At 54.8% G+C, this 19,671-nt stretch carries 17 protein-coding genes; 9 read left to right on the top strand and 8 right to left on the bottom strand.

The features are described 5' to 3' along the window. The first annotated feature begins 37 nt into the window (after positions 1–37). Positions 38–973, top strand: a complete 936-nt coding sequence (lpxC, locus tag IE092_RS09915) for a UDP-3-O-acyl-N-acetylglucosamine deacetylase (RefSeq protein WP_189357222.1) — start codon at positions 38–40, stop codon at positions 971–973. A gap of 276 nt (positions 974–1,249) precedes the next feature. On the opposite strand, the gene dxs is transcribed toward lpxC, so the two are convergent. From dxs to IE092_RS09900, 3 genes are read right to left on the bottom strand one after another with little or no spacing between them, the layout of a single operon-like run. Further along, positions 1,250–3,124 (bottom strand): 1-deoxy-D-xylulose-5-phosphate synthase, encoded by a 1,875-nt coding sequence (dxs, locus tag IE092_RS09910; protein WP_189357013.1) that lies wholly within the window; start codon positions 3,122–3,124, stop codon positions 1,250–1,252. Between the two features lie 12 nt (positions 3,125–3,136). Further along, positions 3,137–4,024, bottom strand: coding sequence for a polyprenyl synthetase family protein (locus IE092_RS09905; RefSeq protein ID WP_189357012.1), 888 nt, complete (start codon positions 4,022–4,024; stop codon positions 3,137–3,139). Further along, on the bottom strand, positions 4,021–4,290 hold the full coding sequence (locus IE092_RS09900) for an exodeoxyribonuclease VII small subunit (RefSeq protein WP_189357011.1): 270 nt from the start codon (positions 4,288–4,290) through the stop codon (positions 4,021–4,023). The genes IE092_RS09905 and IE092_RS09900 overlap by 4 nt, the downstream gene beginning before the upstream one ends. 396 nt (positions 4,291–4,686) lie before the next feature. On the opposite strand from IE092_RS09900, the gene IE092_RS09895 reads away from it, so the two are divergent. The 5 genes from IE092_RS09895 (at position 4,687) to IE092_RS09875 (ending at position 11,272) form a co-directional block, all read left to right on the top strand. Then, positions 4,687–6,966 carry a DUF1631 family protein gene (locus tag IE092_RS09895; RefSeq protein WP_189357010.1) on the top strand — a complete coding sequence of 760 codons (2,280 nt, stop codon included), beginning with the start codon at positions 4,687–4,689 and terminating at the stop codon, positions 6,964–6,966. A 266-nt stretch (positions 6,967–7,232) separates the two neighbouring features. Next, complete coding sequence (locus IE092_RS09890) at positions 7,233–8,333, top strand: aromatic ring-hydroxylating oxygenase subunit alpha (protein ID WP_189357009.1); 1,101 nt, start codon at positions 7,233–7,235, stop codon at positions 8,331–8,333. 63 nt (positions 8,334–8,396) lie between these two features. Then, on the top strand, positions 8,397–9,287 hold the full coding sequence (locus IE092_RS09885) for a DMT family transporter (protein WP_189357008.1): 891 nt from the start codon (positions 8,397–8,399) through the stop codon (positions 9,285–9,287). A gap of 97 nt (positions 9,288–9,384) precedes the next feature. Next, on the top strand, positions 9,385–10,227 hold the full coding sequence (locus IE092_RS09880; protein WP_189357007.1) for a sulfurtransferase: 843 nt from the start codon (positions 9,385–9,387) through the stop codon (positions 10,225–10,227). Between the two features lie 265 nt (positions 10,228–10,492). Then, positions 10,493–11,272, top strand: a complete 780-nt coding sequence (locus tag IE092_RS09875; protein ID WP_189357006.1) for a hypothetical protein — start codon at positions 10,493–10,495, stop codon at positions 11,270–11,272. Between the two features lie 170 nt (positions 11,273–11,442). Here IE092_RS09875 and IE092_RS09870 read toward each other — a convergent pair whose 3' ends face one another. Both IE092_RS09870 and IE092_RS09865 read right to left on the bottom strand, forming a co-directional pair. Then, the gene (locus IE092_RS09870; protein ID WP_229793135.1) at positions 11,443–12,186 is read right to left on the bottom strand and encodes a ZIP family metal transporter; all 744 of its coding nucleotides are present in this window, start codon (positions 12,184–12,186) and stop codon (positions 11,443–11,445) included. A gap of 122 nt (positions 12,187–12,308) precedes the next feature. Beyond that, positions 12,309–13,199, bottom strand: coding sequence for a dienelactone hydrolase family protein (locus IE092_RS09865; protein WP_189357004.1), 891 nt, complete (start codon positions 13,197–13,199; stop codon positions 12,309–12,311). Positions 13,200–13,374: 175 nt separating this feature from the next. On the opposite strand from IE092_RS09865, the gene IE092_RS09860 reads away from it, so the two are divergent. From IE092_RS09860 to IE092_RS09850, 3 genes are read left to right on the top strand one after another with little or no spacing between them, the layout of a single operon-like run. Beyond that, positions 13,375–15,321 (top strand): ATP-binding protein, encoded by a 1,947-nt coding sequence (locus IE092_RS09860; protein WP_189357003.1) that lies wholly within the window; start codon positions 13,375–13,377, stop codon positions 15,319–15,321. Between the two features lie 4 nt (positions 15,322–15,325). Further along, entirely contained in the window at positions 15,326–16,537 is a 1,212-nt protein-coding gene (locus IE092_RS09855; protein ID WP_189357002.1) for a hypothetical protein, read from the top strand. A gap of 1 nt (position 16,538) precedes the next feature. Further along, positions 16,539–16,967 (top strand): hypothetical protein, encoded by a 429-nt coding sequence (locus IE092_RS09850; protein ID WP_189357001.1) that lies wholly within the window; start codon positions 16,539–16,541, stop codon positions 16,965–16,967. Positions 16,968–17,024: 57 nt separating this feature from the next. Here IE092_RS09850 and IE092_RS09845 read toward each other — a convergent pair whose 3' ends face one another. The 3 genes from IE092_RS09845 to IE092_RS09835 all read right to left on the bottom strand — a co-directional run bounded on the left by IE092_RS09845 (position 17,025) and on the right by IE092_RS09835 (position 19,536). Beyond that, on the bottom strand, positions 17,025–17,423 hold the full coding sequence (locus IE092_RS09845; RefSeq protein ID WP_189357000.1) for a cytidine deaminase: 399 nt from the start codon (positions 17,421–17,423) through the stop codon (positions 17,025–17,027). Between the two features lie 270 nt (positions 17,424–17,693). Then, complete coding sequence (locus IE092_RS09840) at positions 17,694–18,533, bottom strand: isopenicillin N synthase family oxygenase (RefSeq protein ID WP_189356999.1); 840 nt, start codon at positions 18,531–18,533, stop codon at positions 17,694–17,696. Positions 18,534–18,543: 10 nt separating this feature from the next. Further along, the gene (locus IE092_RS09835; protein ID WP_189356998.1) at positions 18,544–19,536 is read right to left on the bottom strand and encodes a nucleoside hydrolase; all 993 of its coding nucleotides are present in this window, start codon (positions 19,534–19,536) and stop codon (positions 18,544–18,546) included. Positions 19,537–19,671 lie beyond the last annotated feature (135 nt).

Raw genomic sequence — 19,671 nt, 5'->3', positions numbered from 1 at the left:
GCCGGAAGCCGTGCCGGATAATCGCTATAATGACGGGATGCTGAAACAAACCACTATCCTCCAATCTGTCCGCGCCACCGGCGTCGGCCTGCACTCCGGTACCAAAGTCGAACTGGTCTTGCGTCCTGCGCCAGCCGATACCGGCATCGTATTTACCCGTACTGATCTGAATCCGCCGCTGGTTTTTCCTGCCAATGCCAATGCTGTGGGTGATACCCGTATGGCATCGACCCTGACCAAAGACGGCCAGCGTGTCTCCACGGTAGAGCATCTGCTGTCGGCAGTTGCGGGCATGGGTATTGATAATTTGTATATTGATGTCAGCGCGGAAGAAATTCCGATTATGGATGGTTCCGCATCTTCCTTTGTGTATCTGTTGCAACAAGCCGGATTACAGGAGCTGGATGCCGCGAAGAAATTTATCCGTGTGCTGAAACCGGTGGAAATCCGTGAAGGGCAGGGCGCACAGGAGAAATGGGCGCGTCTGGAACCGCATGACGGTTACAAGCTGCATTTCTTTATCGAATTCAATCATCCGGCGGTCGATGGCACTGTGCAGACCGCAGAAGTTGATTTTGACCACGTATCCTTTGTCAACGATGTCGCGCGCGCGCGTACGTTCGGCTTTATGCAGGATGTGGAAATGCTGCGCGGTATCGGGCTGGCACGCGGCGGCTCCATGGAAAACGCGATTGTGATGGATGAATACAAAATCCTGAACGCCGACGGATTGCGCTTCAACGATGAATTTGTTCGCCACAAAATTCTGGATGCAATCGGCGATTTATTCCTGATCGGCCATCCGCTGATCGCCAGCTACAAAGCGCATAAATCCGGCCACGGCCTGAATAATCAATTGCTGCGTGCATTGCTGGCAGATCCGGAAGCCTATGAAATTGTCAGCTTCGATGATATCCGTCAGGCGCCACCGGCGTTTGCATCGCAAAGCCAGCGCGAATGGCATTTCGCCTGAACTGTACTCTGATTGTGCAGTGATCGTCATTTGCATTTTGCGGAGGCCCGGACTTTCTGCCGACGACCGCCGGATCGCTGTGCTGAGCACCGCATTTGAGGCATTTTGAGGCGATTTCTGGCCAACTGAACCGCAGACACAAAGCCGGATCAAAACAGACTATCGCAGGCATAAAAAAAAGCAGCGTTTCCCATCACCGGAAACGCTGCTTTTTTATTGTACTGAACGGATCATCGGCAACCGGTGATCCGGAGTCTGATGATCCGTATGACCGGCTCAGGTGCCGGTCGCGGCAACTGCCGGTGTCAGCAAATCGCCGAAGCGTTGCTGTACCGAAGCGGCAATCCCTTTGGCATCCAGACCGCAATTTGCCAGCAGGATCGCAGGATCGCCGTGGTCAATGAACTGATCCGGCAAGCCCAGCAATTGCACCGGTTTGGCGATGCCGGCTTCGGCCAGTGCTTCCATGACGGCAGAACCCGCGCCGCCCATCACGCAGCCTTCTTCCACGCAGACCAGCGCATCGTGGCTTTGTGCCAGGCGGATCACCAGTTCTTTATCCAGCGGCTTGATGAAGCGCATGTTGGCAACGGTCAGATCCAGATTTTCTGCTGCCAGCAGCGCAGGATGCACCATGGAGCCGAAGGCCAGAATCGCGACTTTGCTGCCGTTACGAACGATGCTGCCTTTACCGATTTCCAGTGCTTCCAGCGCTTCCGTGGTGGCTGCGCCGGTGCCCGCACCGCGCGGATAACGGACGGCTGCCGGACCCGGATACAGGTAAGCCGTGGTCAGCATCTGGCGGCATTCGTTTTCATCCGCCGGTGCCATCACCACCATGTTAGGGATACAGCGCAGGTAAGCGATATCGTAGTTACCGGCATGGGTGGCACCGTCGGCACCGACCAGACCGGCGCGGTCCAGCGCAAAGGTCACATCCAGATTTTGCAGGGCGACGTCGTGAATCAGCTGATCATAGGCACGCTGCAGGAAGGTTGAGTAAATCGCCACCACCGGTTTGAAACCTTCGCAGGCCATGCCGGCAGCAAAGGTCACCGCATGCTGTTCTGCAATGCCGACGTCGTAGTAACGCTCAGGGAATTGTTTTTCGAATTCAACCAGACCGGAACCTTCGCGCATCGCCGGTGTGATACCGACCAGCTTAGGATCGGCCTTGCCCATATCGCACAGCCACTGGCCGAAGATCTGGGTGTAAGTTTTTTTGCTGCTGGCAGCAGGTTTAATGCCTTCTGCCGGATTGAATTTGCCCGGGCCGTGGTACAGCACAGGATCAGCTTCCGCCAGTTTGTAACCCTGACCTTTTTTGGTCACCACGTGCAGGAATTGCGGGCCTTTCAGGCTGCGGATGTTTTGCAGTGTCGGAATCAGCGAATCCAGATCATGGCCGTCAATCGGGCCGATGTAGTTGAAGCCGAATTCTTCAAACATGGTGGCCGGAACGATCATGCCTTTCGCGTGTTCTTCCAGACGTTTTGCCAGTTCCAGCATGCCGGATGGCAGCACGGATTTGCCGACATTTTTTGCCGCCGCATAGAACTTACCGGACAGCAGACGTGCCAGATATCGGTTCAGCGCGCCCACCGGTGGAGAGATCGACATATCGTTGTCGTTCAGAATCACCAGCAGATTGATATCGTCATACACACCGCCGTTATTCAGCGCTTCGAATGCCATACCGGCAGTCATCGAACCATCACCGATAATCGCCACCGCGTGACGCTGTTCGCCTTTGGTTTTGGCCGCCAGCGCCATCCCCAGCGCAGCAGAAATCGAGGTTGACGAGTGTGCGGTACCGAAGGTGTCGTATTCGCTTTCATCACGCTTAGGGAAACCGGATAAACCCTGATACTGGCGCAGCGACGGCATGCGGTCGCGGCGGCCGGTCAGGATTTTATGCGGGTAAGTCTGATGACCAACGTCCCATACCAGACGGTCCTCCGGCGTGTTGAATACATAGTGCAGCGCAATCGTCAGCTCCACCGTGCCCAGATTCGATGACAAATGGCCACCGGTTTTGGAAACGGAATCCAGCAGGAAGTGGCGCAGTTCATCTGCCACTGCTTTCAGTTGCGGACGCGGCAGCTTACGCAGATCTGCCGGCGATTGAATTTGTTGTAATAAGCTCGTCATAGCGTCACTAAATCAGGCTTGTCTTTGAATAATCAGATCTGCAATATCGTGCAGGTGGCGTGCCTGGTCGCCGTATGCCTGCAGTGCAGTGTGTGCTTGCTGGCAGAGTTCTGCCGCCAGCTGGCGTGATGCATCCAGCCCCAGCAGGCTGACATAAGTCGGCTTGTTGTCAGCGGCATCTTTGCCCGCAGTTTTCCCCAGTGTGGCGGAATCTGCCGTGGCGTCGAGAATATCATCAACCACCTGGAAAGCGAGTCCGGTGGCAGCCGAGTAAGTATTCAGTGCAGAAATATCTGCTGCGCTGAGTTCCTTGCCAGCCTGTGCACCGAGCATGACTGAAGCACGCAGCAGCGCACCGGTTTTCAGGCTGTGCATTTGTTCCAGCTGGGCACGGTTCAGTTGCTGACCAACGCTGGCCAGATCAATCGCCTGTCCGCCGCACATACCGGCAGAACCGGAGGCTTCAGCCAGTGTGCGTATCATGCCTACCACCGTGGCTGGCGCTGCATCTGCCTGTGCCAGCGTCAGGAAGGCCTGACTTTGCAATGCGTCACCGACCAGTAAGGCGGTCGCTTCATCGTATTTCACATGCACGGTTGGCTTGCCGCGACGCATATCGTCATCGTCCATGCAAGGCATATCATCATGTACCAGAGAGTACACATGGATCATTTCCACAGCACTGGCAGCGCGTTCCAGCAGGGATTGCGGTGCATTGAACAGTGCGCCGGCAGCAAATACCAGCAGCGGCCGCACGCGCTTGCCGCCATCCAGTGCGGTGTAGCGCATGGCTTCATGCAAATGTGACGGCGTCTGGCTCACCGGCGGCAAATATGCCGATAAAGCCTGTTCACAGGTCTGCTGGATGTGTTTCATCCAGACCTGAAATTCCTGATTCATTCAAGATCCTCTCTGGGGGAGATGGTCAGCGGGCGCAACAGGCCGTTTTCCAGTACCCTGACTTGTTGTTCTGTTTGTTCAAGCTGGCCGCTGCAATAGCGTATCAGCACAGCGCCGCGCTGATAGGCGGCCACGGAGGCTTCCAGCGCAAGGCTGCCAGACTCCATTTGTTCTACCAGTTGCTGCAGTTCCGCCATCGCAGATTCAAAGCTGGCTGGTAAATCCTGCGTAGCTGCGACCGGGGATTCTGTCTGTTTTCTGGGCATACTTCACCTGTCAGAGCGGGATCAGCAAAGCTTTTTTGTATCCGGCTCTGAGTCAGTGACTTAGGATAAAAAAAACGATTCTGATCATATTGCAAATCTCTTATACAGAGTCCAACCCAGTATTTTAGAACAATACCGGAGGGATACGTAAAAAACCCCGTTTTAATCCCTGAAATTTGCTTACAAATAGAAACAAAAATTTCTTATGCGAAACGGATGTGGCCGGAATGTGCAGATTAAACTCGGATTTCTATCAGAAAATCCTTGGAATTGCGTTTAATTCATTTCCATGTGGAAATATCGTAGCTATAGTGACGCTGACAGCGCCACGATGTTTTCCAACCCGCGTTCAATCCCGGTTATCTGCATACCGGAGTAAGTTTACAGGCCGTAGTCATGCTGAAATCAGACAATTTTGCACAAAGCGCCAATGCCGGCAGCCGGGAAAATCCGGAGGCTTTGTTGCATTCGCTGGTTTCTGTGGCAACACATCTGATGCTGGCGCAGGTCGATGCATTTTCCGGCCGTTTATCGAATGCCTTGCTCGCCCATTCTGAATCCGCCCATGATTCACGCGAGGCCAGTCTGAGTTTCGGCGCTGGTCAGTTGCTGAAGAAAAACACTTACGCTTATTACTATCTGGTATCGGCTGAGCTGGAAAAAGCTTTTCGCCGTGAAACCACGGTCTTATCCGGCAAAGCGCCGGCTGGCACAGTCAGTCTGCAGGCTGACGATGAGCTGAGTCTGGTCAGCTATGAAGAAATGGATAAAAAGCTTGCATTCAGCCGTGCCGCTCGTGCAGTCGAACTGCAGGCCGCTGAGCAGTATGCTGCACTGAATATGCGTTTCGGCAGTCTGTTGCAAAAGGAAGCACTGAGCATTGCGCAAAATCCGTATCGTCCGGAAGTGATTCTGCATGCACTGTGGGATGCCTGGTGCCAGTTTGACCCGGAGCAGGGTACGCACGCGCTGGTACTGCCATTACTGAACGCCGATATTCTGTTTGAACTGACGCCGGTGTTGCATGAACTGAATCAGCATCTGGTCAGCAAAGGCATTTTGCCGGATTTGCAGGACTCTTACCGTGTGCGCCGCAATCGCAGTGCCGATAAAAAAGTCGCTGATGACGGCGAACGTTTGCGCCAGTTTTTGTCCGGCAATGCAGAAAACGCGGCAACTGCCGCTGTTGCCGGCGGACAGGGTGCGCAAGGGGCGCAAGGCGTTCAGGGCAATGCGCCTTTTGGGATGACCGGTCAGTCCGGATCTGCCGCTGGTGTTGCTGGCATTGCAGGCGCAGCCGGTGCCGGAATCAGCAGCGCTGCCAGCGCCGCAGGATTGCAGCAATTGTCAGCCTTGCAAAATAGTCAGGCGCTGATGCAATGGCTGACGCAGGAGCAAGGTCCTGTCAGTCTGGCGCGCATGCGCGAACAGATGCCGGAAGCCTTCCATCAGGGCGTGGCACCGCAAACGCTGGAAGTATTGTCACAAGTTTTCGACGAAGTATTCCGCAATGATGAAATTCCGGTTGCAGTTAAACAGCTGATTTCGCTGCTGCAGATTCCGGTGCTGAAGGCTGCGATGCTGGATCAGCAGTTTTTCTTCAATAATGAACATCCGGCGCGTCGTCTGATCGATGCCTTATCGCGCTTCAGTCCGGGCGTGGATGAAAGCAAAGCGGGGCAGGACCCGTTGCTGCAAAGCATGCAAAAGCATGTGGAGCGTGTCACCCGCGAATTCGATCAGGAAATCGCGCTGTTCGATGAAGCGCTGCGTGATCTGGAAGCCGAAGTGGCTTCTCAGGAAAAAGCGGCTGAACAAGCTTTGCAGGCACCGATACGCAGTGCGCTGCGCAAAGAAAAAATCCGTCAGGCCACTGTGACGGCAAATCACGAAGTGGAGCTGCGCGTCGGCAGCGGTGAAATCGTCGCGTTTGTGGAAACCTTTCTGGAAAACCGCTGGGTCAAAGTGCTGACACTGGCATACAGCGTGCAGGATGAAAAACCGCAAGCGGTGGAAGATGCGATCCGCACCATGGATGATCTGATCTGGAGTGTGAAACCGAAGATCACCATGCCGGAGCGGCAGGAATTATTGCGGCGTCTGCCCGCGATTCTGGCACGACTGAATAAATGGCTGAGTCTGATTAAATGGGACGATGCCGACCGCATCCGTTTCTTCGCCGAACTGGCGGAATGCCATGCATCGATTGTGCGTGCGCCGCTGGAATTGTCGCCGGACCGTCAGCTGGAACTGGCCGTGGAAGCTGCGCAGCGTGCAGCGGAACGCCGTCTGGAAAAACGCGCCGAAGCCGAACGCAAATCGCAGGAAGAACAGGTTGCGCAACAGGAAAGCTCGCAAGACCCGTATGTACAACTGGTCGAACAACTGGAGCGTGGTATCTGGCTGGCCCTGCAGCGCGATGGCTTGCCGGAACCGGTGCGTGTGCGGCTGGCCTGGGTCAGTCCGATGCGCAGCCTGTATATTTTTACCACGGTACAGAAAGATCAGACTTTCTCCTTATCCACACAGGAAGTGCAGCAGGCTTTCCGTTCGGGGCAGGCGCGTTTGCTGGAAGTCGAAAAAATCATGGACCGCGCTTTACAGGAAGTCGTGCAGCGCTTACCGGAAGCCGTTGCCGACAGTCCGGAACCGGAAATACAGGAAGCCACAGCCTGATGCGGTGACTGCCGTTCGAAGGGGCGAATGATTCATATCATTTGTTGTCTTTTTTACCCCTGATTTTCTGTAAGAATTTGATTATTCACAGATTTTTCTCAGTCCGGATACCCCGCAGGATGATTTCGGGTATAATCCCGCGCTCTGTCCAAAATTCCTCTTCAAGTCGTTTGATCGTCTGAACTTCGTCCGGGCCAGATCCGGGCGATAAAGTTTTTTTGGATTCTTTCTCTCTTAGGTTGGTGAAAATTAATTTGGGGGTGGGGATGTCCGATCTGGCTTCTTTGTCTAAACTCGCGCGTTCTGACGCGCAACTTCCGGTCAACGTTTATTTTGATGAATCGCTGTTACAGCGCGAAATCAAAGAACTCTTTCAGGCAGGTCCGCGCTACGTCGGCCATGAACTCATGGTGCCGAACGTGGGTGACTTTGCGACACTGCAAGCTGAAAACGAAGGCCGTATGTTGGTTCGCAGCCCACAGGGCATAGAACTGATGTCCAACGTTTGCCGTCACCGGCAGGCGCTGATGTTCAAAGGCCGTGGTAATGCAGACAATATCGTTTGTCCGCTGCATCGCTGGACCTATGATTTAAAAGGTGAACTGATCGGTGCGCCGCACTTTTCAGACACGCCTTGCATGAATCTGAAACGTACACCGTTACAAAACTGGAATGGCTTGCTGTTCGAGCAAAACGGTTACAACGTGATGGAACGCATGGCCACACTGAGTGTGACCAAAGACCTCGATTTTTCCGGCTATATGCTGGATCACGTGGAAGTGCACGAATGTGATTACAACTGGAAGACTTTCATTGAAGTCTATCTGGAAGATTATCACGTTGAACCTTTCCATCCGGGTCTGGGTAACTTCGTGACCTGTTCTGATCTGCGCTGGGAATTCGGTGAAGATTACAGCGTGCAGACTGTCGGTGTGAACGCCGGTTTGCGCCGCTCCGGTTCGCCGGTGTATCAGCGCTGGCAGGAACAGCTGATGAAGTTCCGCAACGGTGAAGCGCCGAAATACGGTGCGATCTGGCTGACGCTGTATCCGAACATCATGGTGGAATGGTATCCGCATGTGCTGGTGGTCTCCACGCTGTGGCCAACGGCTACCGGTAAAACCCGTAACGTGGTGGAGTTCTACTATCCGGAAGAAATCGTGCTGTTCGAGCGCGAATTCATCGAAGCAGAACGCGCTGCGTATATGGAAACCTGTATCGAAGACGATGAAATCGGTATCCGCATGGATCTGGGCCGCAAAGCCTTGTTTGATCGCGGTGAAAATGAAGTCGGGCCTTATCAGTCGCCTATGGAAGACGGTATGCAGCACTTCCATGAATGGTATCGCCGCAAAATGCAGTTCTGAAATACAACCGTTACACAATAAAGGGAGGCCAGGCCTCCCTTTGTTATTGGAAGAAAGCAAGTTATGCAGTCGCTGTGGATGCTGGTCGCCAGCCTGTTATTTTCTGTGATGAGTGTGTGCGTCAAGCTGGCGTCTGCGCAATATTCCACCTCTGAAATTGTCTGTTATCGCGGCCTGATCGGCATGCTGATACTCGGCAGTCTGCTGCGTCTGCACGGCGGCACGCTGCGCACCACGATGGGCGCATCGCATTTCTGGCGCGGCCTGGTTGGTGTAGCGGCATTGTGGCTATGGTTTTTTGCGATTGGCCAGTTACCGCTGGCAATGGCCGTCACACTGAATGCAATGTCGCCACTGTGGATTGCGGCGATGTTATTCACCGCGTCTTTGCGCAAAGGCCGTAATCTGCCGGACTGGCGACTGGTGCTGGCGATCCTGATGGGCTTTGCCGGTGTGATTCTGCTGCTGCAGCCCAGCATTCACGCCAGCCAGTGGGTTGGCGGTGTGCTGGCGCTGATTTCCGGTGTGCTGGCTGCACTCGCGTATATGCAGGTGCGGGATATGGGTTTGCGCGGCGAACCGGAATACCGCGTCGTGTTCTATTTTTGTCTGACCTGTGCAGTGGCTGGTATGGCAGGAACATGGCTGTTGCCCGGTCATCCGGATCAGATCAGCTGGCACAGCCATGACTTACGCGGATCGGTATTGCTGCTGGCAATCGGCGTGACAGCCGTGGCGGCGCAAATGGCGATGACCCGTGCTTACCGTCTCGGCAATACTTTGCTGGTTGCGAATCTGCAATATCTGGGCATCGTGTTTTCCAGTATCTGGGATTTACTGATCTGGAACGATCCGCTCAGCGGCCTCAGCTGGATAGGCATACTGGTGATACTGGGCAGTGGTTCGCTGGCCAGCTTTTACAATTACCGCCAGCAACAGGCGGCACGGCGCTGACGCACTGATCCGTAAATACTCTGTGTTAAGCTGATAACAGTCCGCTGAAACGGATTTCATTGCCACATTCCAGCCCTGTTAACCTGAAGGAGCCCGCATGTTTTCCACCCTGATTTCCGTTACGCAATTACAGACGCTGCGCAGCAGCGCTACGCCGTTTGTTTTGCTGGATTGCCGCCACGAATTACTGAATCCGCGTGCAGGGGCTGATGCTTATGCGCAGGGCCATTTGCCGGGTGCATTGTTTGTGGATATCGACACCCAGTTATCCGCACCGAAAGACGGGCCTGTATTTCGCGGCCGTCATCCGCTGCCATCCAAAGAACAATTTATTCAGACCATGCGCGCGCTCGGCATTTCCGATCAGACCCAAGTGATTGCGTATGATGCGCACGGCGGCATGTTTGCGGCGCGTTTGTGGTGGATGCTGCGCTGGGTGGGACACGCTGCCGTTGCGGTACTGGACGGCGGACTGGCTGCGTGGCAAAACGCAGGTTTGCCGCTGACCACCGATGTGCCGGTCGCTGCTGCAGGTACGCTGAATCTGAAACCTGCGCTGACGGCGCAGGTTGATGTCGGTTTTCTGGTTGCCAATCTGACGACAGGTGCGCTGCAGGTAGTAGATGCGCGCGCGCCGGACCGCTTCCGTGGTCAGAACGAAACCATCGATCCGGTCGGCGGCCATATTCCGGGCGCGATTAACCGCTTCTTCAAAGACAATCTGCAAGCCGATGGCAGCTTTAAACCTGCCGAGCAATTACGTGCCGAATGGCAGGCGATTCTGCCAGCCATTACTTCCGCCGTGATGCAATGCGGCTCCGGCGTCACCGCCTGCCACAACCTGCTGGCGCTGGAACATGCCGGCCTGCCCGGCGCGGCGCTGTATCCCGGCTCATGGAGCGAATGGTGCGCCGACCCGTCCCGCCCGGTCGCGATCTGAACCGTATCTGCATTGCCCGCAACAACAGCCGGTCTGCGTACCGGCTGTTTGTTTATCAGCCAAGCCACAGCGTTTCAGTTGTCTTTCCGTCGTCTTTTAATGCCCGAACCCCCCGTTTTTGCCCCAAATGCGGACTTCAGCACAGCCATCCGGCGGTCGTCGGCAGAAAGTCTGGTTATATGAGAATTAATTTTTTTGAAATCTACATAATTTCAATGTTGTATTCTACGTTTTTAGTTTCCCCACATTTTTTAAAGGACTAACTTTGAAAAAAGGTAAGGTAAATCGATTTGGATTGCCAAGATATGTTCCGGCTGACATTGCTAGAGAAGTAAGGCAGCGGTGTGGATTTGGATGTGTCATATGTGGAAAGGCATTTTATGACATCGAGCATTTTTCTCCGGATTTCAAAGATGCGACTGAGCACAATCCATCAGGAATGACTTTACTTTGCATGCAATGCAATCAGAAAAGGGCACGTGGAACACTTTCCGTTGAAACAGTTGTGAGAGCAAATGCATCGCCGAAATGCTTATCAGATGGTTTTGCAAGCGAGATTTTTGATATAGGTTATGAAGAATTATCAATAGTGTTCGCAGGCGTTACTTTTAAAAATTGCCGTAACTTAATAGCGATTAATAATGAGCCAATTCTGTCTATAGCGCGACCCATTCAGCACGGCATGCCTTTTCTCCTATCTGGCGTTTTTAATGATGAATCTGGGCGTGAGATATTACGTATTAATGAAAATCAATTTTCAGTTATTTCTGAGTCGTGGGATGTTGAAGTCAAAGGCTGTAGTATTACCGTTAGAAGCGCCCTTGGCGACGTTCAACTTGTGCTAAGAGTCGTGCCACCAAAGCTTGTTGTGGTTGAAAAGATCAAGATGCGATTTAAAAGTATTTTTCTTGATGGCAATGAAGATGAATTGCGGATTTCAACTGATTGGGGTAAGGGGTGGAATAAGTTTTACGGGTGCAATTTAGATGGATGTGAAACAGGAATTGCGATTAATGATGGCGTAGCAAATGATTCGACTTACTAAATGATTAAAGGCTGAAAATAACACAAATGCAGCTTTCAGCACAGCCATCCGGCGGTTGTCGGCAGAAAGTCTGGTTGTCCGGAAATGATCAGTGCGGAGTTCTGCACAGCGCTGCGGGTCAGGCGGCGCTGTTCAGTGCGGGGAAGCAGGGGGAAAGCAGACCGGAAAAATCAGTGGGTGACCAGTAACACCAGTCCGATACCGGCGGCGATCAGGATGACTTGCGGGATGGATTCACGCAGGGTGGTGCGGCGCTGCATTTGCGGCATCAGGTCGCTGACGGCGATATAGATGAAGCCGGACGACGCCAGCACCATCACGTACGGAATCAGCGAACCGGCTTTTTCCAGCATCAGATAACCGGTTACGCCGCCGACCACGCCCATCAGGCTGCTGATCAGGTTGTACAGATAAGCGCGGGTTTTGCTGAAACCGGCGTTTAGCAGCACGATGAAGTCACCGATTTCCTGCGGGATTTCATGTGCGATGATCGCAAAGGCAGTGACGATCCCCAGATGCGGATTGGCCAGAAACGCGGCGGCGATCAGAATGCCGTCGGTCAGGTTGTGCATGCCGTTGCCGACTAAGATCATCCAGCCCGACTTACCGGCTTCGTGCGCATCGTGACCATGTTCATGATGATGGCCATCGCCTTCATGGTGATGCGAGTGACGCAGAATCGCCGCTTTTTCCAGCAGGAAAAAAGCCAGCAAGCCGCCAAGCAGACAAATAAACAGTTTGCGCGGGTCCGCCCCGGATTCAAATGCTTCCGGTAAGGCGTGCAGCAGCGATGTGGACAGCATAATGCCGACCGACAGGCTGACCAGACGATCGACCATGCGGGACAAAACAGCATACGAAAAAATGGCGGCGGCGGTGATGCTGATCAGCCCGGCCAGTGTGGTGGTCAGGATGATGGAGAATAATGGGGATGAAATTTTGTAGCCTTTGAAATTGCAACCAAGTTGCAGATTAAAGCACAGCGGCCGCCATTGTGCAATTGCGGCCGCTGCAAAACCTTGGCAAAAGTTTCGTTTCAGATTGCCTGATGATCGCGCAGCCATTGCAGGCAGCGCTGCCAGCCGTCGCGTGCATCGGCTTCCACGTAGCTCGGGCGGTAGTCGGCGTGGAAAGCATGGCCGGAATCCGGATAGACATGGAAGGCGGACTGGCTCTTGCCCTGCGCCAGCGCTTTCTGCATCGCTTCCACGCTGCTCAGCGGGATGCCGGTATCTTTGGCACCGTATAAGCCCAGCACCGGTACGCGCAGGCCGGCGGCAATATCCACAGGATGCTGAGGATTCAGCGCAGACTGGTTGCCGGTGAGGCGGCCGTACCATGCGACACCGGCGCGGATAGACGGATTATGCGCGGCATACAGCCAGGTGATGCGGCCACCCCAGCAAAAGCCGGTAATCGCCGCGCGGCTGATGTCGCCGCCCTGCGTTTTCGCCCACGCCAGCACCGCATCCAGATCCTGCATCACTTGCTGGTCCGGTACTTTGTTGATGACCTGACTGATCAGTTCGGCAATGGTCGGATAGGCCGCCGGATTACCCTGACGCACGAATAAATCCGGTGCGACAGCCAGATAACCGGCTTGCGCAAAACGGCGCGCGACATCGGCGATATGGGCGTGTACGCCGAAAATTTCGGATGTCACCAGAATCACCGGAAAATTGCTGCCTTTGGCAGGTTTTGCCAGATACACCGGCACGGCTTGTCCCTGCACATCAACGGAAAACTGGCCGGTGACGAGGCCGGTATCCGGTGTGGTGATCATGGTTTGTGCGCATACCGGCAAGGCTGCGGCGGCAAAGCCTGCGCCCAGTGCGGTATGTAAAAAACGGCGGCGGCTGATGCTGTTATCGCTGCCATCGTGCTGAATCAGACTGAATAGATCTTGCTGGTCTTGTGTCGGGTTCATGCGTGTTTCCTGATGAAAGTTGTGGAAAAAAACGCAATCAACAGTTTAATTACGCTATCGATGAGCAGATTTGCCAGCGGTTTGCGCGGAAGCACTGTGATTTTCGATTACACTCAGAAGCACCGGCAGCTTAGCATTTTTCCTCCGAACCGGCCGGAACCTCCGCCACAGGGCCATGATGAAGCATGCTTCACTGAGACACAGTCTGAAAGGAAAGCTGTTACTGGCAGGGATGCTGTTGCAGACCGTGCTGCTGCTGCTGTTTTATCTGGTCGTCACCGAAGTGCTGCGTGAAAGCGCGGAACGGGCGCTGAAAACCTCGGCCAAAACGATTTCCCAGTCCGTCAATCTGAGCGTCGCGCCGTATGCATTTGAACGGCGTTTTGATGTACTCAGTGATTTCTTCAGTGAACTGATCAGCGAGTCGGAAGAAGGTTTACGCTACATCGTGATCCGCGATGAAAAGCAGCAAGTGCTGTTATCGGTCGGCTTGCGCGGACAGGCGCTGCCTGAACCCAGTGCCGATGCCGGACATGCAATTGCAGCCGGGATTTATCATGTGAAACAGCCGGTTTTGCTGAGTGGCAATCAGGTCGGCGAAGTGCGCTTTGGTATCGGAACCGGCGATATTTCGGCGGTGCTGCAAAAGATGCTGAATATCGCGCTGGCCGTCAGTATTGCGGGGCTGGTGCTGACGGCATGGGTGCTGATGTATTTCGGACAGCGCCTGCAGGCACGGCTCGATCCTGTCATTCAGGCAATGCAGGATATTGTCGGCGGCGATTACACGCGGCGTATTCCTGAGCAGGGGCGGGACGAGCTTGCGCATTTGTCACACCAGTTTAATCACATGGTCAGCGCGGTGGAAACCCGCGATAAAAAATTTGCGGCGGTCATGAATGCCGCACCGATTCCGATGGCGTTGTTCCGTCGCAGCAGCGAAGGCGTGCTGATGCGTATCGACCGGAATCTGGCAGCGATACGCTGCTTCGGGCCGCTGGAAGATTTCAAAATGACGCACCGGCCGTATATCAGCATGCAGGAAAAACAGCGCCTTATGCAGGCGCTGGCGCTGCATGATGCCTTGCCGCCGCAGGAAATCGATATGATTCTGGCCGATGGCACACGCCATCCTTTCATGTTGTATGCCGAATCGTTTGTGGTGGATGGCGAGCGTTACACCACGCTGGTGGCGATGGATATTTGTGATCTGCGTGAAACCCAGAACCGCTTGCGCGAACTGAATACCGCGCTGGAGCAGCGTGTGGAAGAGCGCACTGCTGAGCTGGCAGAAAAAAATCTGACGCTGGCCACGACTTTATCCACCTTGCAGCAAACGCAGGAAAAACTGATTCAGTCCGAAAAATTATCCGGACTGGGGCGCATGGTGGCCGGTGTCGCACACGAACTGAATACGCCGCTGGGCAGCGCATTAACGGTTGCCAGCACCATGCTGGATAAACAGCAGGATTTTGAGCAGCAGGTGAGTACCGGTCTGCGCCGCTCTGCGCTGCAACAGTATCTGAGCGATAACCGGCAGGCAGGTGAGCTGCTGCTGAAGAATATCGAACGCGCCGCCAGTCTGGTACAGAGTTTTAAAGCGATTGCTACCGAAGACAGTGCCGCCGAACCCGGTCTGATGATGCTGGATACGTTGCTGCAACAGGTCATGCGCGATACGCAGCCGCGCTGGCAAAGTATGGGTGTGATTCTGAATATTCATATTACGACCGGATTGCAGCTGACCTGCGCGTATCAGGCTTTATACCGCGTACTGATGCAACTGGTGGACAATGCGCTGGTACACGGTTTAAGCGGAATCAGTGCGCCGGAATTATCCGTGTCGGCAAATATCGAGGACAGTCCGCAATCTGCTGCTGCAGCCCGCGTACGCATCATCATTGCTGATAACGGACACGGCATCGCAGCCGGTGATCTGGGCCGGATTTTTGATCCTTTCTTCACCACCCGTTTCGGGCAGGGCAGTAACGGACTGGGTTTGCACATGGTGTACAACCTGGTCAGCGGCGTGCTGGGTGGCGAAATTCATGCAGAAAGCCAGCCGGGGCAGGGTACAAAAATGATTCTGAGTTTGCCGCAACATACAGACAGCGAGGCTTAATACCATGCGCTTACGGTTTTTTTCAGAATGCGGACTGATACTGCTGGCTTGTGCACTGAATCTGCCCGCACTGGCGCAATCGCAGCCGGACGATACATCGGAATCGCCGCTGACACTGAATGCTTACGGCACGCTGGGACTGGCTGCCACCGATCAGGCACAGGCAGGTTACCGGCCGACGGTTTCTTACCGCAATATCCTGCATGATCAGTGGAGCGGCAGACTGGACAACCGGCTCGGTGCACAGGCGCGTTATGCACTGACACCATCGCTGGCGGTTGTTGCGCATGTGCTGGCAAGGCGCAATGGTGGTGATGAAGTCAGTGCTGAGTGGCTGTGGGGTATGCTGCAATGGACACCGGCTCCGGGCTGGGCGCTGCAGGCGGGACGGTTTCAGAACACATTGTTTCTGACATCGGATAATCAGGCAGTCGGTTATGCGCAGCCGTGGGTAAGACCACCGGTAGAACTGTACAACCTCGGCGGAGAAACGGCGAATGTGGACGGCGTGATGCTGCGCTACAACCGTCCGCTCAGCGACTGGCAAGTCGGGCTGACCGCCCATGCAGGGCGGGCAAAACTGGCGCGTCCTTTATACCGTTATGAAAACCATCCGAACGCAGCGCTGGCACTCAGCCTGTCGGATAACAACTGGCTGTTCCGCATTTCCACGCTGGTGGCAAAAACCGATTATCAGGCACCCGCAGCGCAGGCTGTGGCAGATCTGATCACAGCACAAAATCCGCAAGCCGGTGCCGACTACCAGACCGGCGCGCTGGGCTGGCAGCATTACAGCAATGCCGGTTTTCGTTACGAGCAGCATCCGTGGCTGATACAGGGAGAATTTGCCCGTACCAATCTGCGTAAAAAAGTGCTGCCGGATCAGCGCGCATGGTATCTGACAGCCGCTTACAGCGTGGGTGACTGGACACCGTACATCAGTTTCGCCAGCCTGCGCGGCATCAGCAATCTCGATGAAAACCGTCTCAGCGGCAGCGCACAGAAAGCGGCGCAAGCTTTATTACAGGGCAAACGTAACGATCAGCAAACGCTGTCGCTGGGTGTGCGCTGGGACTTACGGCCCGGCATGGCGCTGAAAGCGCAATGGGATCAGGTGCGGGTGAATGCCGGAGAACCCGGCTTGCTGCAATCGCCGCTGCCGGCAGGTCAGGAACGGGTGCGGGTACTCAGTGTCGTGCTGGACTGGAGTTACTGACATGGGCATCGATACTTTGTTACTCACCGCTGCCTTATTCGCACCGGCCGAAGCACGTGCTCCCGATATGCGTATCGTGGTCGTGGTCAGTGAAAAAAACGAATTAAAAGACATCAGCGCAGAAACCCTGAGCGCAGTTTTTTCCGGTCAGACCAGCAGCGCCGCCGCCCAACATCTGATGCCGCTGGATTTAAGCGAAAGCGATATCCGCGACCAGTTTTATCAGCAGTTACTCGGCAAAAACCGCAACCAGATGCGTGCTTACTGGTCACGCATGGTCTTCACCAGCCGCGGCCGTCCACCACAGGAAATGAACGCAGAACAAATCGCCGCACTGCTGAAATCCAACCCGCGCGCCATTGCTTACCTGCCGCGCTATCAGGTCACCAGTGGCATGCGCATTGTGTGGCAGGTGCCTGCGGTGCCCTGAGTGCCATCGCAAATGTCTGGCAGGCTGCGCTACAGCGCAACCTGCTGAACCGGCTTCTTACTCTGTCGCCAGATAAAACGCATCCGGTAATTGTTCACCGGCGGTGGTGACTTTGATGTCGCCTTTTTCGTTGGTCAGAATTACTTCCAGTTCCGGGCCGCCGAGTTCGATCATGACCTGACGGCAGGCGCCGCACGGGGCGATCGGGCCGTCGGTGTTACCGGTGACGGCGATGCTGGCGAACTGGCGCGGACGGTAGCCGGCGGCGATGGCGCTGAACAGGGCGGTGCGTTCTGCGCAGTTGCACAGGCCGTAGGAGGCGTTTTCAACATTACAGCCGTGGAAGACTTTGCCGTCTTTGGTCAGCACGGCAGCGCCGACCTGAAAACGGGAATACGGTGCGTAAGCGCGCTGGCGTGCGGCTTTGGCTTCAGCGATCAGTTCTTGCTGGTTCATCTGAGGTTCTCCTGAACGCGGCGTGGAAACGCCGGAAATGGGGTAAAAATGCCTGAAATGCGGAGTCTGGCATAGCGATTCCCCGCTTGTCGGCAGAAACTCTGGCTGTCAGAAAATCACAGATGCGGAGTTCTGCACAACGCTTTCACGCTGAGACAAAAAAATACCGTCCACAAACAGAGCAGATCAGGGATGGCTGATGCCCGCTGGTGAACGGCAGGATGGGTTTGACCGGAACTGACCGGTACGCGATGTACCGGTCATGGCCGCTTACTTCACGCCCAGTTCGCGCAGACGTTCCTGCAGATAGCTGCCGGAGGTGTAACGCTCAGACAGTTTCACATCAGGACGCGGATGCAGGAACAGTGGCAGAGAAATACGCGATTTTTTCGCTTCTTCGCCGGACGGGTTCAGTACGCGGTGGATGGTGGACGGATAGTAGCCGCCGGATGCTTCGTGCAGCATGTCGCCGATATTGACGATCAGCATACCGAAATCGCACGGTACATCGTGCCATGCATTATCTTTACCCAGCACTTGCAAACCGGCTTGCGTTGCTGCAGGCAGCACGGTCAGCAGGTTGATGTCGCCGTGGGCGGCAGCACGGACTGCGCCAGGCTCTTCATCGCCGCTTAATGGCGGATAGTGCAGCACGCGCAGCAGGGTCAGGTCGCTGTCGGTGATCATGTCAGACAGCGGCATGGAATAACCTGCTTTAACTTCTGCCGGCGAGTGATCTTCCACCCATTGCAGCAACTCTTTCGCCAGATTCGAACCGGCGTCGTAGTAGCGGCGTGCAGCATCCGATACTTCGGTCGGATAACGGCCGGTAGGGTAGATGTGATAGAACTCTTTCAGATCACGTTTTTCAAAGCCTTTGGCGGTTTCGGATACTTTCGGAGAAAAGTAGCCGTCCATTTTTTCTTTGTCGTAGTGGTAGTTGTTCTTCGCATCAGTCTGATAGAAGTCGTACCATTCCTGATAAATCGTGTTCAGCAAGTCTTGCGACAGCGGGTGATTGGTCAGTACGCCAAAGCCGGTGTTGTGCAGGCTTTCGGTGAATTTGCGGGCGGCATCCGGATCGCGGTAATCAACTGGTTGAATCAGCATGTGGTTCTCCTCAGTTAGTCAGCGCTGGTTTCAGCCAGTCGCTGGACAGGGTGGAATCGATCAGGCGTGCGCAGGCTTCTGCGTCGACTTTCATACAAACGCGGGTTTCCGGTTTGGTTGGTTCCCAGCCCGGTTGCGGGTAAGGAATCGGCAGTTTTGCCATCATGGTCTGACCATTGCCGATACCTTCTTTGGCAACGCGGACGCGGCCATTGCGGGTTTCGAAAATTTCCGGTGCAACCAGCCAGACGAATGCCAGTACATCGTGACCGTAGCAGGCGTGGCCCAGATCCGGACGGATGCTCTGGTAGAAGTTGGCGTAGAAATTCACCGCGTGCGACAGGGTATCCATCGCGATGTGTTTGTGCTGTTCTGCCAGACGGGCAAAGAAAGAGGATGGCAATACCACGCGGTGAGTCACATCCAGACCAACCATGGTCAGGTCCCAGCCTGCGGTGAATACCAGATCCGCTGCGTCCGGATCATTCCAGACGTTTGCTTCCGCTACCGGCGATACATTGCCCGGTTCATCCACCGTACCGGCCATCAGCACAACCTGTTTCAGCAGCTTAGGCAGTTGCGGTTCCATTTTCAGTGCCAGACCGAGGTTACCCAGTGGTCCGACCGCCACCAGAGTAATTTCGCCCGGATGCTGACGTGCCATCTTAACGATAAATTCAGCAGCACTTTCGGTTTCTGCTTTCGCAGTCACACTGGCGCGGCCAGGCAGATTGCCCAGACCGTCTGCGCCGTGGATAAAGTCAGGCGGTGTACCGGCCGCTTTCGCGAATGGCACATTCACACCTTGTGCGACCGGGATTTCACGTCCCGCGATGCGTGTCAGGTACAGCGCATTGATGGTCGCCTGTTCGACATAAACATTACCGAAGGTTGTGGTGATACCCACTACATCGATTTCAGGGTGCGCGAGAGCAAAGTACAACGCCATTGCATCGTCGACACCCGGGTCTGTATCAAATATGACTTTATGTTTAACTTGCATGGATATTCTCCAAAATTGCTCCGGCTGGCCATTGGTCAGAACCCAGACGCGAAGCGATTTGTTGCAATAGACCCGGTTCAAGGAGGCCGTATTCTGCGATGTGCGTTACAGATGGCCGCGGCTGCTCCGGCAGCG

It is taken from the genome of Cognatundibacterium squillarum (assembly GCF_014652435.1).
Classification (GTDB): Bacteria; Pseudomonadota; Gammaproteobacteria; order Burkholderiales; family Burkholderiaceae_D; genus Undibacterium; species Undibacterium squillarum.
Note: the sequence above shows the minus strand (reverse complement) of the source record. Positions and strands in the feature narration are given on the sequence as shown.

Excerpts from the sequence above, each read along its gene's own strand:
- IE092_RS09900 (WP_189357011.1), bottom strand. The coding sequence starts at position 4,290 with ATGCCCAGAAAACAGACAGAATCCCCGGTCGCAGCTACGCAGGATTTA.
- IE092_RS09850 (WP_189357001.1), top strand. The coding sequence starts at position 16,539 with ATGGGCATCGATACTTTGTTACTCACCGCTGCCTTATTCGCACCGGCC.
- lpxC (WP_189357222.1), top strand. The coding sequence starts at position 38 with ATGCTGAAACAAACCACTATCCTCCAATCTGTCCGCGCCACCGGCGTC.
- IE092_RS09860 (WP_189357003.1), top strand. The coding sequence starts at position 13,375 with ATGATGAAGCATGCTTCACTGAGACACAGTCTGAAAGGAAAGCTGTTA.
- IE092_RS09885 (WP_189357008.1), top strand. The coding sequence starts at position 8,397 with ATGCAGTCGCTGTGGATGCTGGTCGCCAGCCTGTTATTTTCTGTGATG.
- IE092_RS09905 (WP_189357012.1), bottom strand. The coding sequence starts at position 4,024 with ATGAATCAGGAATTTCAGGTCTGGATGAAACACATCCAGCAGACCTGT.
- IE092_RS09865 (WP_189357004.1), bottom strand. The coding sequence starts at position 13,199 with ATGAACCCGACACAAGACCAGCAAGATCTATTCAGTCTGATTCAGCAC.
- dxs (WP_189357013.1), bottom strand. The coding sequence starts at position 3,124 with ATGACGAGCTTATTACAACAAATTCAATCGCCGGCAGATCTGCGTAAG.
- IE092_RS09840 (WP_189356999.1), bottom strand. The coding sequence starts at position 18,533 with ATGCTGATTCAACCAGTTGATTACCGCGATCCGGATGCCGCCCGCAAA.
- IE092_RS09890 (WP_189357009.1), top strand. The coding sequence starts at position 7,233 with ATGTCCGATCTGGCTTCTTTGTCTAAACTCGCGCGTTCTGACGCGCAA.
- IE092_RS09835 (WP_189356998.1), bottom strand. The coding sequence starts at position 19,536 with ATGCAAGTTAAACATAAAGTCATATTTGATACAGACCCGGGTGTCGAC.
- IE092_RS09895 (WP_189357010.1), top strand. The coding sequence starts at position 4,687 with ATGCTGAAATCAGACAATTTTGCACAAAGCGCCAATGCCGGCAGCCGG.
- IE092_RS09880 (WP_189357007.1), top strand. The coding sequence starts at position 9,385 with ATGTTTTCCACCCTGATTTCCGTTACGCAATTACAGACGCTGCGCAGC.
- IE092_RS09855 (WP_189357002.1), top strand. The coding sequence starts at position 15,326 with ATGCGCTTACGGTTTTTTTCAGAATGCGGACTGATACTGCTGGCTTGT.
- IE092_RS09845 (WP_189357000.1), bottom strand. The coding sequence starts at position 17,423 with ATGAACCAGCAAGAACTGATCGCTGAAGCCAAAGCCGCACGCCAGCGC.